General features: G+C 59.6%; 12 protein-coding genes and 1 pseudogene. 6 read left to right on the top strand and 7 right to left on the bottom strand.

Annotated elements, in window-relative coordinates; genetic code table 11:
• A partial coding sequence (locus GHO41_RS26570) for a mannonate dehydratase (RefSeq protein ID WP_178125699.1) occupies positions 1-187 on the top strand: 187 nt, incomplete at its 5' end.
• Between the two features lie 162 nt (positions 188-349).
• On the opposite strand, the gene GHO41_RS26565 is transcribed toward GHO41_RS26570, so the two are convergent.
• Complete coding sequence (locus GHO41_RS26565; RefSeq protein ID WP_153435088.1) at positions 350-1,237, bottom strand: SDR family oxidoreductase; 888 nt, start codon at positions 1,235-1,237, stop codon at positions 350-352.
• 116 nt (positions 1,238-1,353) lie between these two features.
• Here GHO41_RS26565 and GHO41_RS26560 point away from each other — a divergent pair, with 116 nt between their 5' ends.
• The gene (locus GHO41_RS26560; protein WP_153435087.1) at positions 1,354-2,274 is read left to right on the top strand and encodes a LysR family transcriptional regulator; all 921 of its coding nucleotides are present in this window, start codon (positions 1,354-1,356) and stop codon (positions 2,272-2,274) included.
• On the opposite strand, the gene GHO41_RS26555 is transcribed toward GHO41_RS26560, so the two are convergent.
• Positions 2,263-2,715, bottom strand: coding sequence for an Lrp/AsnC family transcriptional regulator (locus GHO41_RS26555; protein ID WP_048367120.1), 453 nt, complete (start codon positions 2,713-2,715; stop codon positions 2,263-2,265). The genes GHO41_RS26560 and GHO41_RS26555 overlap by 12 nt on opposite strands.
• 146 nt (positions 2,716-2,861) lie before the next feature.
• On the opposite strand from GHO41_RS26555, the gene GHO41_RS26550 reads away from it, so the two are divergent.
• On the top strand, positions 2,862-3,479 hold the full coding sequence (locus GHO41_RS26550; RefSeq protein WP_048367118.1) for a LysE family translocator: 618 nt from the start codon (positions 2,862-2,864) through the stop codon (positions 3,477-3,479).
• Between the two features lie 43 nt (positions 3,480-3,522).
• Positions 3,523-4,068: a DUF924 family protein gene (locus GHO41_RS26545; protein ID WP_371929049.1), complete on the top strand. Its 546-nt coding sequence runs from the start codon at positions 3,523-3,525 to the stop codon at positions 4,066-4,068.
• 71 nt (positions 4,069-4,139) lie between these two features.
• Here the strand turns inward: GHO41_RS26545 and GHO41_RS26540 are convergent, their stop codons facing one another.
• From GHO41_RS26540 to GHO41_RS26530, 3 genes and pseudogenes are all read right to left on the bottom strand, one after another.
• Positions 4,140-6,572, bottom strand: coding sequence for a TonB-dependent siderophore receptor (locus tag GHO41_RS26540; RefSeq protein ID WP_371929048.1), 2,433 nt, complete (start codon positions 6,570-6,572; stop codon positions 4,140-4,142).
• A 103-nt stretch (positions 6,573-6,675) separates the two neighbouring features.
• Positions 6,676-7,368, bottom strand: a pseudogene (locus GHO41_RS26535) (FecR family protein); the annotation flags it as partial.
• 93 nt (positions 7,369-7,461) lie between these two features.
• Complete coding sequence (locus tag GHO41_RS26530) at positions 7,462-7,935, bottom strand: sigma-70 family RNA polymerase sigma factor (protein ID WP_371929047.1); 474 nt, start codon at positions 7,933-7,935, stop codon at positions 7,462-7,464.
• 168 nt (positions 7,936-8,103) lie between these two features.
• Here GHO41_RS26530 and GHO41_RS26525 point away from each other — a divergent pair, with 168 nt between their 5' ends.
• On the top strand, positions 8,104-8,493 hold the full coding sequence (locus tag GHO41_RS26525; protein ID WP_048390160.1) for a cytochrome c family protein: 390 nt from the start codon (positions 8,104-8,106) through the stop codon (positions 8,491-8,493).
• Here the strand turns inward: GHO41_RS26525 and GHO41_RS26520 are convergent, their stop codons facing one another.
• Entirely contained in the window at positions 8,494-8,823 is a 330-nt protein-coding gene (locus GHO41_RS26520) for a hypothetical protein (RefSeq protein WP_048367111.1), read from the bottom strand.
• Positions 8,824-9,173: 350 nt separating this feature from the next.
• Between GHO41_RS26520 and GHO41_RS26515 the strand changes: the two genes are divergently transcribed.
• Positions 9,174-9,668: a heme-binding protein gene (locus GHO41_RS26515; RefSeq protein WP_153435084.1), complete on the top strand. Its 495-nt coding sequence runs from the start codon at positions 9,174-9,176 to the stop codon at positions 9,666-9,668.
• A gap of 59 nt (positions 9,669-9,727) precedes the next feature.
• Here the strand turns inward: GHO41_RS26515 and GHO41_RS26510 are convergent.
• Positions 9,728-12,154: TonB-dependent receptor (locus GHO41_RS26510; RefSeq protein WP_153435083.1), on the bottom strand; the 2,427-nt coding region annotated here is incomplete at its 5' end.

The raw sequence follows: 12,154 nt of genomic DNA, 5'->3' as shown, positions 1-12,154 counted from the left end.
GGTTGAAGAAGAACTGCGCCGTGAGCGCGACGGCGGCCCGCGCCTGCCACTGCGCCCGGACCACGGCCACCAGCTACTGGACGACCAGCACCGCAAGAGCAACCCCGGTTACTCCTTGATCGGCCGCCTCAAAGGGCTGGCGGAAATACGCGGTGTTGAACTGGCGATGCGTCAACAACTGAGCTGACATAACCCTGCTCCTACACACAATACAGTTCACTCTGTGGGAGCGGGCTTGCTCGCGATGGTCGTTAACGATGACGCGTATTTGCCGAACAGACGGGGCGTTCTGAAGCCCATCGCGAGCAAGCCCGCTCCCACCCTTGAGCAGTTTTTGTGCCGTACAGGATCAATACGCAAAAGCACTGCGGTGCTTTTGCACAAACGCTTCCCAGCGCACAGGCTGGCGGCCGGTAATGGCCGTGAAGTTGTCGAACGTGTCCTGGGTACCCGGGATGCTGTTGGCGGCCATGCGTTTAAAGTTGTCATACACGCAACTCATGTACGCCATTTCGGCACCGGCTGCGCGCATGTTTTCCAGGAACACTTCGGGTGGCTGAGCGTCGTAGCGAAACGGCTGGCCCAATACCCGCGTCATGATGGTGGCCACGTCACCGTACGATTGCACGTCGTAACCCAAGCGATAGGTTTGACCGGCGTGTGTGTCCGGGTGCAACAGCGCTTGCGCGGCCACGCGGGCAACGTCTTCGCCATCGACCCAACTGAACGGCGTATCGCCGGTGTACTGCTCAATCACCCCGGATTTCACCGCTTGAGTGCCGTCATAACTCAGCAGGTTTTGCATAAAGCACTCAGGGCGCAAGTGGGTGAACGAACAGCCCGACCACTCAATGTACCGCTCCACCAACTGGTGCCAGGCCCAATGCCCGATGCTGGCGTCGTCACGGCCGCAGGCGCCCAAATGCACGATGTGCTGCACCCCGGCTTTTTTCGCCTGGTCCACAAACACTTTGCTTTGGCGCAGCATGTCGACGGTGTAGCCGGTCACCAGCAAGACCCGGTCGATGCCCTGTAAGGCGGGCGCCAGGGTTTCTTCTTTATCAAAGTCCATGATCACGCTGCGGATGCCTTGCGCCTCGAACGGTTGGGCTTTGGCGGTTGAGCGCACCGCCGCGACCAAGGTGATGCTGTCGTCGTCCTGCAACAGGCGCAGCGTGTCACCGCCGATCTGGCCCGTGGCGCCGGTGATTAAAACGGTGGGTTTTTGCGAGGTCATAAAAGCGCCTGTGGGTTGAGTAAAGTCGTGGCGCTGAGCTTACTGGGGAAATGAGGGCGTATTTACGATACCTTTTACCGAATAAAGTGACCTGAGTTCATCAATAAGAGGCCGTCATGTTTTCTTCCGAGCGCTTGAAGGGTATCGATGTGTTTGTCTGCGTCACTGACTCGGGCAGTTTCAAGGCGGCGGCCGAGCGCATGAACCTCACCGCGTCTGCGGTCAGCAAAGGTATTGCGCGGCTGGAAAGCCGTTTGCAGGTGCGCCTGTTCAATCGCACCACCCGGCGCCTGGCTCTGACCGATGCGGGCACGGCGTTTTATCGCACGTGCACGGCCGTGCTGGCGGATCTGGAAGAAGCCGAGCTGACGCTGCATGCCGACTCAGCGCAGCCGCGCGGGCGTATTCGTATTGACCTGCCCGCCGCTTTTGGGCGCTTGCAGGCGTTGCCGGTGGTGTTGGCGTGTGTGCAGCAGTACCCGCAGTTGCAGCCGCACTTGTCGTTTTCTGACCGGTTTATCGATCCGGTGGAAGAAGACGTGGACGTGGTGGTGCGCGTAGGCGGCCCGGACGTCTGGCCGGCGGCGTGGGGGCACCGTTATCTGGGCAGTGAGCGGCATGTGTTCTGCGCCTCACCGGCTTACCTCAAACAACACGGCGAGCCCGTGACCGAGCGCGATCTGGAGCACCACGTGTGCGTGGCATACGGACGCGCAGACGGCACCGTCAGCCCTTGGCGCTTTGTGGGCAAGCAGGGCGCCGCCATGGAGCGTCGGGTGATGTCAGCGCAGTACATCGTCGGTGATGGCGAGGCGCAGGTCATCACGGTCATGGCTGGTTGCGGGATCGCCCAGTTGCCCACCTGGCTGATCAAGCAACAACTGGCCGAAGGCAGCCTGGTCGAAGTGCTTCCGCACATGGCGAGCGAGGGGCTGGCGATTCATTTGGTGTGGCCCAAAAACCGTGATGCGCTACCCAAGATCAAGGTGCTGCTGGATGCGCTGGCGCAGGGCTTGATGCCCGGGTTACAGCGGTAGCACCCGGTCATTGATGACGTTTTTCATCACCAGCGTCGACACCAGCCGCTGCACATTGGGCAGCGAGGTGAGGTGTTCGTCGTAAAGGCGCTGAAAGGCCGGCAAGTCTTTGGTGATGACTTGCAGCAAGTAGTCCGGGTCGCCAAACAGGCGCTGCGCTTCGATGATCTGCGGGATCTGTGGCAGCGCCGCCTCAAAGTCGGCAATGGCCTGGCGCGTGACTTCGCGCAGGGTCACGAACACGATCGCAGAAAAGCTCAAGCCCAGTTCCTTGGGCGCCAGCAGAGCGCGATAGCCCAGGATCACCCCCGATTCCTCCAACGCCCGTACCCGTCGATGGCACGGAGAAAGGCTGAGGCCCACGCGTTCTGCGAGTTCAGTGAGGGACAAGCGGCCATCGGCGTGCAGCTCAGCGAGAATCTTGCGGTCAATTCGATCCACGTGGAAGAACCTTCTAGGTTGATAGCGCTCTAGGGGGATAAACGAAAGATAATCCTATCAGCATTTCCCTATTCTTCTACGGGCTGCCCACGCTTCAAAACCGCGTGGTGTACACCCCTCCGGCTCACTGTAGAAGGTAGAACCCTGTGACTCTCAGCGTATTGGCCGCTTTTTGGGCGGTGTCTTTTCTGTTCATCATTACCCCCGGTGCAGACTGGGCCTACGCGATTTCTGCGGGTATGCGCGGGCGTCTGGTGACCCCTGCGGTGGCCGGTTTGCTCTCGGGGCATTTGCTGGCGACGGTGGTGGTCGCGGCCGGGGTTGGCGGGTTGGTGGCGAGCCATCCGATGATCTTGCGGGCCATGACCATTGCCGGTTCCGGGTATTTGCTCTGGTTGGGCATCAGCATGATTCGTCACCCTTCGACGCCCGAGTCAGGCAGCGTGCAAGTAGCTGATTCCGGGTTGCGCTGGGCCTGGAAGGGGCTGTGTGTCAGCGGCTTGAACCCCAAGGTGTTTCTGCTGTTTTTAGCGTTGTTGCCGCAATTCACCGACCCACTGTCCGTGTGGCCGATCCCGGCGCAAATTGTCGCCTTGGGCGCGCTGCACGCGTTTAGCTGTGGCGTGGTGTACCTGATGGTCGGCTTCGGTGCCAAGGCCGTATTGCAGACCCGCCCCAGCGCGGCGCAAAACGTCAGCCGCGTGTCGGGCGCGATCATGATCGTGATTGCCGTGGTGTTGCTGGCTGAGCAAGTGCTGCATTAAAAGCGTCTATGCTCCAGCGACAACCTTTAGGGAGGGACGCAACGTGACGACTGACACCACACCGCACGCGGTGGTTGAATTCTGGAAGCAGGCCGGCCCCACGCATTGGTTTGCCAAGGACGAGGCCTTCGACAAGCGCTTTCGTGAGACCTTCTACACCGCGCACTTTCAGGCCGCCAGGCGCGAGCTTGAGCACTGGGCCGAAGAGCCAGAAGGCGCGCTGGCGTTGCTGCTGTTGCTGGACCAATACCCGCGCAACGCCTTCCGTGGCTCTGCGCACATGTTCGCCACCGACCCGCTGGCGCGTTTTTACGCCCGCAAGGTGATTGAGGCGCAGCTGGATCAACAGATCGAAACGGCGTTGCGCGGGTTCTGTTACTTGCCGTTTGAGCATTCCGAAGACGCCGATGACCAGCGCCTGTCGTTGGAACTGCATGAAAAACTCAACCCCCAAGACATCCGTTGGGCCAAGGAACACGCCGATATCATTGAGCGCTTCGGGCGTTTTCCCCATCGCAACGACGTCTTGGGGCGTGTCTCGACCGAGGAGGAACGCGCGTTCCTCGCCGCGGGCGGTTTTGCTGGTTAAGGGGATGTGCTCGTGCTTCGCGATCTTTTGAAAGATCAAAAGATCGCGAGGCAAGCTCGCTCCTACAGAGATCAGAAATCAGCTTTGAGTGACATGACAAAATTGCGCGGTTCGCCATAGAAGTTGCCGAAGCCTTCGGTGCCGACAGTCACGTAGTAGCGCTTGTCGAACAGGTTGTTGCCGTTCAGTGCCACCGACCAGGTGTCGTCGATGCGATAGCTCACGCGGCCGTTCCATACGGCATAGCCTGACTGGGTCATGTCATTGCCGCTGATGGGCGAGACGCGGTAGTTGCTGCTCTGGGCATTGACCCCGGCACCCACGTTGACGCGGTCCAGCGCGCCGCTCAGGCCGTAGTCGGCCCACACTCGCAGCAAGTGGCGCGGTACGTAAGAGTTATAGGGCACGCCATTTTGCGCGGCGTCGGCGTCCTCCAGCACTTTGGTCTGGGTGTAGGTATAGCCGGCCAGCAGTTGCAGACGATCAATGACTTCGCCGCTCACTTCGGCTTCAAAACCTTGGGCGCGCACTTTGCCGGAGTTCTGCGAGCAACTGCTGTCGGGGCACAGCGGATCATCTTGGGCGGCATCTTTTTGAATCGTACGGAACAGGTTGAAGGCGCTGTTCAGACGTCCGTCAAACCATTCGCCCTTGATGCCCACTTCGTAACTCTGGCCAACCAGTGGCTTGAGCGTGGCGCCGCTCAAGGTTCTGTAGTTGCCTTGCGGGGTGAATATGTCGGTGTAGCTGGCGTAGGCGGTCAGGTTGTCATTGAGGTCGAACAACACAGCGGCAAACGGGGTGACTTGCCCGGTTTCTTTGGCTTGGGTATGCACCGGGGTGCCTTCACCGCGCCAGTACGACACGGAGTCGCTGTTGGAGGAGTACCAGCTCACCCGGCTGCCCAATACTAATGTCAGCGGTTCGGCCAGTTTCAGGCGGGCGATGGAGTAGGCGCCGTACTGCTTGATACGCATGTCCATCGGGCCGCCACGGGAGGCATTGGCCAAGTAGTAGCTGTCGTCGGGCTGCGGCAGGTGGTGGTTGGGGTTGAACACGTCTTGCCGATCCGGGAGCACCGCCACGGCGAAGAAGTCATCCTTTCGGGAGCGACTGGCATTGGCCCCGACCGTGAGTTCGTGCTGCTGGCCAAAGGCATCGAAGGTGCCGTTAAGGTAGGCGTCAAAACCGTAGTCGACCTGGTCATAGCCATAGGTGCTGCCAATGACCAGTGTGTTCGATTGGGTCGCGCCCACCGGTACCGAGCCGCTGGGGAAGGCGTATTCCATGTCCTGGGTGTTTTTGGAGTAGACCCCGGCAACCTTCACGGCCCAATCGTCATTGAGTTGATGTTTTAAATCGCCGAACCAGGTGGTGCGCTTGCTGCGCTGATGGTTCCACGCCGGATTCAGGCACGTGGAGCGCTTGAGCTTCAGGTCACTGCCATCGGCATAGCGCGGCAAGCCGCCCCAGCAGGGTGTGGCGTCGACGTCTTCATAGGCCAGGCCGATGCCCAGCGTGGTGTCGGGGCTCAGGTCGATATCCAGCGCACCGTAGTAGATCTGGTCTTTGCGCTGTCCGACGTCGTAGAAATACTGGCGCGTTTGCTCGGTGATCACTGCCCTGCCGCGCACGCTGCCGGTGTCGTTCAGCGGGCCGCCCGTGTCGATCTGCCCGCGGTAGTTGTCCCATGTGCCAGCTGACAGCGACAGTTGGGTGTGCGGGGTGTATTCGCCGCGCTTGCGCACAAAGTTCACCCCGCCCGAGGTGCCGCCCGCGCCTTTCATCATCCCGGCGGCGCCGCGCAGCACTTCAACCCGGTCGTAGATCGCCATGTCGCTGTTGAAGCTGTCGGCCTGCACGTAGCTGCTGCCAATGTCCAACGGCACGCCGTCGTACTGGTATTGGCCGGTCATGCGAAAGCCACGGGAGTAGAAGTACTTGCCGCCCATGGGCGAGTCGTACACGGTGATGCCCGGAGTTTTCTCCATCACTTGCTCGATGGTGTTGAGGTTCTGGTCATCGAGCATTTTGCGGGTCATGACGGTGATGGACTGCGGGGTTTCCTTGAGGCTGTGCGCGCCCTTGCCGATGGTCACGGCTCGCGCGCTGTAGGAGCCAGATCCTTCAGTGGTGGCATCCAGGCTGCGCTCGGTAATGCTGGTGACGCCCAGTTGCAATGCCTGCGTATCGTGCGGTGCCGGTTCGACGCTGAAGCTGCCTTGCGCGGTGATGCGCAATTGCAGGCCGCTGCCACGCAGGGCTGTTTCCATGGCGTGCTCTGGCGACATCTGGCCGATCACCGCAGGTGCCTGTTTGCCCTGCACCAGCCCCGGTTCCAGCGAAACGATGTGCCCGCTTTGGCTGGCGATGGCGTTCAACGTCGTGGCCAAGGGAGCTGCGGGCACATTGAAATTGACCTCTTGGGCTTGCACCCAGGCAGGGTTGGCCAGGGCGGCAAGGGCTACAGCGGCGTAACGGGTGTGGGGCCACGGGTTGAGCACAGCATTCTCCTGATCGTGTGGAAGTCTCAGGAGATAGGTGGGCTGAGAATTAAAAACCGGACACGGATGCGAGCAATTATCAAAAATATTTTTGCGCCGTGGCTCAGGCCGGCCGGATCAGCGTCAGCCACGGGCTGTAGCGGTCCACGCGAATAGGCAGGGTTTCGGCCAACGCGGTGTAGGCCCGGTCGGGGTCATTCAGCGGGTACACGCCTTGTACACGCAGGCCGCGCACTTCAGGGGCGACACGCACCAGCCCGCGGGTGTAAGGGCGCAGCGCATCGACCACCTGCGCCAGGGAGTCATCCAGCACGTTCAGCCGACCGTTCAACCACTCGGCGCGGTAATGCTGATCGCCCGCTTGCGGCACGATCTGCCGGGGGTAGAGCAGGGCAGACTGGCCTTCTTGCAGGGCCAGGGTGGTGCCGTTGAACAACCGGGTTACAACCGCATGCTCAAGGACCACGACGCGGCTGGCCGCTGATTCTTGCGAGACCAGAAAACGCGTTCCCAAGGCCTGGACCTCGCCCTCGGCGGTGCGCACGCGAAGCGGACGACGCGCATCGGGCGCTACCTGAATCACCAACTCGCCACGGCGTAAAATCACCAGCCGTTGCTGGCTCTTGAAGTGCAGGTCAACCGCGCTGTTGGCATTGAGGCTAAGGCGGCTGCCATAGGCCAGGTTAAAGTCATTGCGCTCACCCACTCCGGTCGACAGGTCGGCCAGCAACGACTCACCCAACGGGCTGCTGGCTCCCAGCCACAACCCACCGCCGAGCAGGCCCAAACCGGCCAGCGCGCAGCTTCACCATCCAGTCAATGCTCTGTTCGCTGACCGGGTCCAGGCGTAACTCGCTCATAGCGCTGCCTCGCACAGATAACACTGGCGCTATGCCTGTTTCATGTAGCGGCTGACGGTGCGTTCCGACAGGCCGAGTTTTCGCGCAATCGCCACATAACTCAGGCCGTCCAGCTGGCTGTACAAAAAGGTGGCTTTGACCACCAGGGGCAAACCATCGATGGCCCGGTCGATGGCCACCAGCGCCTCAATCAACTGCAACTGTTCCTCGGGGGAGGGCACCACGGTTTCCGGGAGCAAGGCCAGGCGTTCCAGATAGGCACTTTCCAATTTGCCGCGCCGGTGCCGATCGAAAATCAAACGTCGCGCAATCGTCGATAAATAAGCCCGCGGCTGCTCGATGCTGTCCGGGTCGACCCGTGCGGCGAGCATTTGGCAAAACGTGTCGGCTGCCGTGTCCTCGGCATCCGCAGGGTTACGCACGCGCCGACGAATATGCTGCAGCAACCAACGGTGGTGATCGCTGAAAAAAAAGCCCAGCTTGCGAGTCGAGAGAGGTTGCACCGGTCGATTTCCAGAAGGTGAGTGCGAATCGTTCTCAAGTCTAGCGGCGATATGATGGCAACTGCAATCACCGCCGAGCGAAACACATGATCTGGGTCTCGTGACGGGTTTTAGGCCTGGGCTATAGTTGCGCCTGCCTGAACACCTCGACCTGATGTGGAGTCACCTATGACGTACCGAGCCTTGCTGACCTTGCTTGTGACCCTGAATGCCGGACTGTTCAGCCTGGGGGCTGCGGCGGCGGGCGATGCAGAGGCGGGTGGCAAGTTATTCACCAAGACCTGCGGCGGGTGCCACAGCATCGGGGAAAACGCCCGCAGCGGTTTTGGGCCGCATTTAAATGGTGTGATCGGGCGCCAGGCCGGGAGTTTGCCGGGTTACCAGTTTTCGGAAGCGATGAAAAATTCAGGCGTGGTCTGGACCCCCGAGACACTCGCGGCGTACATCGAAGCCCCGAAAAAAGTGGTGAAGGGCACGCGCATGATTTTCTGGGGCATCAGCGATCCGGAGAAGATCGCCAACCTGCTGGCCTATATCGAAACCTTCAAAGACCAGTAATCACAGGATGTCTTGCAAATAATCCTTGAGGGTCAGCAGCGGCGCGTTCAGTTGCTCCAGGCTGTGCGCCTGTTGGACCCCAAGCGCCAGCTTCTGCAATTCGCGACCCATGGGCGAGTCCGCACCACCTATGGCGTCCATGGCCAGGTCGATGCATTCATCGATTTTGGCCTTGATTGCTTCCAGGTCGCCCTTGCGCACCAGAAAGGCAAAGACGTCGCGCTGATAGTCACCCATGACCATGTCGTCGCGCAGAATCGGGCTCTGGCCCTCAGCTTCGTAGGCGAGCTTGAGCGAGAAAAGGGCGACGGTCTCCAGCGGGCGTTCCATGGGGCGGGGTCCTTGATCAGCGTTTGAGTGTTCCAGGGCGGCGACGATCATAAGAGAACCCGGCCTGTTTTTCCAATGGGGCCAGTAGAGGCAGGGTTTTACTAAACGTGAAGTGTCGGGAAGTTGTGGCTAAATGTTATATCGCCGTTGATGGGGCGTTTTTTATAAGTAGTTGATTGATACGCAACTTATTAGTCAGGTTGCCCTCGCTGGAAGCGTTGGTTTCGCAAAGTCAATAAGTAACGATAAGTTCTGAAATACTTCCGGTTTGCTAACAGTTCGTAAATATAGCAATTCTCTCTGCCGACCTGTTTTCTAAACGCAACACTACCCAAGAGAGATATAAACCTATGTTTAAGAAAATCGGAGTTACAACTCTTTTGTTTCTGACGTTGTCTGGGCAGGCTTTTGCCGCTGACAAGGCAATCACGTCGACTCAGGCAACCTCTCTGGCGCAAAGTGCAGTGAGTATTGGTTTGAAACAGGGCTATAACGTGGCGGTAACAGTAGTCGATGCCAACGGCGTTATTTTGGCCACCGTGCGTGCTGACCAAGCGTTACCGCACACTCCCAAGACCTCCTTTAAAAAAGCTTTTACTGCTTTCGCCGCTAAAGAGAACACCAGTGACCTTATCGAAACTATTCATAAGGGCGATCCAACCTATATGAATAAGTTTGTACTTTCGACGCTAAGTAATGGTCAGGACAATATTATTTTTCTGCGCGGCGGTGTATTGATTAAACATAACGACGCCATCGTGGGGGCTATTGGTGTAGGCGGGGCGCCTGGAGGTCAGCTGGACGACAATATTGCGTTTGAAGCCTTAAAAGACTTCAGCCTGTAACGCCCGTTAAGGCAGACACTGCATTGCAGTGTCTGCCATCAGCAACGGACTGCCTGAGGCTAAAACGTGTACTTGGTCGTCAACATCACGTTACGCGGCGGGCCATAAGAGCCGCTGCGGAAGTTCTCGTCCAGCGAGCTGATGTACTTTTTGTCGAACACGTTGTTGAGGGTGGCCGTGGCCGACCACTGTGGTGTGAGTTGATAGCGCGCCATCAGGTTGGCAACGGCGTAGTCGCTTTGCTTGACCTTGGCCGGGGCGGTGAGCTGCCAGCTGTCCACGGTCATGTGGATTGCACTTTGCCAGTTGACCCCGCCGCCGACGGTCACGCGGTCCAGTTCGCCGGGCAGGCGGTAGGTGGTCCAGACCTTCAGCATGTCGGCCGGGATGATGGTTTTGACGCGCTTGTTATCAGCGTCTTTGACCACGCTGTGGCTATAGCTGGCGTTGAGGTTCCAGTCGGGCAGCAGTTCGCCGCTGACTTCCATATCAATGCCACGGGTTTTGGTCTTTTTCGCGACATACGCAGTCAGGTTGTCGTTGCCGATCACCAGCCCGTCGGCGATGGCGTCGTTGTCCAGGTCAACTTCGAACAGCGCAATGGCGGTGTTCAAGCGGCCGTCATAGTAATCACTCTTGAGACCGATTTCGTAGTTGTCGCCTTTGCGCGGGTCCAGCAAGTTGCCGCTGGTGTTGCGGTAGGGCTGCGGCTTGAAGATGCTGGTGTAGCTGGCGTAGACCGAGTGGTTGGGGGTCAGGTCGTAGACCACTCCGGCGTACGGCGTGACCTTGCCGTTGACCCGCAAGGTGTCATCGGTGTTGAAGCGTTGCATGTTCGCGACGTTGTAATGCAGAAAGGCATCGTAGCGATAGTTGCTCACGCGTGTGCCAAGGATGACAGAGAGGTCATCGGTAGGTTTGAGCCGGGTGGCCAGGTACACACCGTTCTGCCATTGGTTGATGTTGTCGTCTTCGCGGTTGAAGTTGTAAGAGGCGTTGGGCGCGTAGTTGTCCCAGTTGTAAATATTCACCGGCTTGCCGCTGACGCCATTGTCGCTGGTGCCGTTGGCCAGCAGGTTGCCGAAGCCGTTACGGCGGTTTTCGTAGCTCTGATAGTTAAACCCCACCACCAGTTCGTGCTCGCGCCCCAGCCATTGGTAAGGGCCGGACAGCATCACATCCAGGCCTTTTTGCTCTTGGGTGTTGTCGCCCTTGGTCGCGGTGTAACTGAGGCCGCTGCCGGTCTGCGGGTTGAGAAAGCCCGTGGTGGTGCCGACGATGATCGAGTCGTACTCGCGGGTGCCGTACAGGGAGTTGGCAGAGACCTTCAGCGTCCAGTCATGGGCCAGTTTTTGCTCGATCGAGGCGAAGGCATTCACCGACTCCTGGCGGTTGGTGCTGTCGCGGCTGGCCGGGTTTTCGCTGCGTGACAAGTGCAGTTGTTTGCCTTTGTTGTCCACCATCGGCAGGCCGGTGGTAGAGAAACCGCGCGGGTCGTTGTAAAGGTATTCGGCCCCGACGGTCAGCAGCGTGCTGTCACCCAGGTCGGCTTCTGCCACGCCGTAGAGGATGGTTTTTTCCTGCTGCAGATAATCGGTAAAGCTGTTGGCTTGCTGATAGGCGGCGACGGCGCGCCCGCGCACATTACCGGTCGGCGTCAGCGGGCCGGACACGTCCACTTCCGTGCGGTACAGGTCCCATGAGCCGAGGCCGGCACTGACGTAGCCCTGAAACGTCGAGGTGGGCTTTTTGCGCACCATATTGATGGTGCCGGAAGGGTCGCCCGTGCCGGAGAGCAAACCGGACGCACCGCGCAGTACTTCGATGTGGTCATAAATCGCCATGTCCGACAGCGCTTGTGGCAATGCCTGGCTGAACGCAAACGAGGTGGTCGGCATGCCGTCGTATTGATAGTTATCAATCGCCAAACCGCGGGAGAACACATACAGGCGATCACTGCCGGGGCTTTGCACGTTGATGCCGGGCGTTTGCTCCAGCACCGAGCCGATGCTGCTGAGGTTTTGGTCGTCGATGCGCTGGCGGGTCATGACGCTGACAGACTGGGGCGTCTCTTTAAGGCTCAGGTTGAGCTTGGTGGCCGTAGTCGTGGAGCCGGTGGTGTAGGAGCCGGTATTTTCGCTGACCTCACCCAGCGCTTGGCCGGTGATCGATGTGGCCCCCAGTTGCAACGAGCCATCCTTCGCGGCGGGCACCAGCACGTACGCCCCATTGGCCTGGCGCTGAGCCTGTAAGCCACTGCCTGCCAGCAAGCGCGCAAGGCCTTCGTCAACGCCATAGGTGCCGTTAAGGCCCGACGTGGTCATGCCTTGGGTTTGTTCGGCGTTAAACGACAGCGTCACATTCGCCGCCGTTGCAAACAGGCTCAGGGCCGTGCCCAATGAGCCGGCATTGATCTGGTAGGCGTGGGTCTGGGTTTGCGCCGACACGTGGGGGGCGGCCAGGGCTGCGGCCGCAGAGGCACCGAG

The organism is Pseudomonas sp. FSL R10-0399, assembly GCF_009600165.1.
GTDB lineage: Bacteria > Pseudomonadota > Gammaproteobacteria > Pseudomonadales > Pseudomonadaceae > Aquipseudomonas > Aquipseudomonas helleri.
This window is presented reverse-complemented; position numbering and strand designations above follow the sequence as displayed.

Bases quoted from the DNA above. Each gene is read 5' to 3' on its own strand.
- GHO41_RS26565 (WP_153435088.1), bottom strand. From the start codon at position 1,237: ATGACCTCGCAAAAACCCACCGTTTTAATCACCGGCGCCACGGGCCAG.
- GHO41_RS26560 (WP_153435087.1), top strand. From the start codon at position 1,354: ATGTTTTCTTCCGAGCGCTTGAAGGGTATCGATGTGTTTGTCTGCGTC.
- GHO41_RS26525 (WP_048390160.1), top strand. From the start codon at position 8,104: ATGACGTACCGAGCCTTGCTGACCTTGCTTGTGACCCTGAATGCCGGA.
- GHO41_RS26520 (WP_048367111.1), bottom strand. From the start codon at position 8,823: ATGGAACGCCCGCTGGAGACCGTCGCCCTTTTCTCGCTCAAGCTCGCC.
- GHO41_RS26515 (WP_153435084.1), top strand. From the start codon at position 9,174: ATGTTTAAGAAAATCGGAGTTACAACTCTTTTGTTTCTGACGTTGTCT.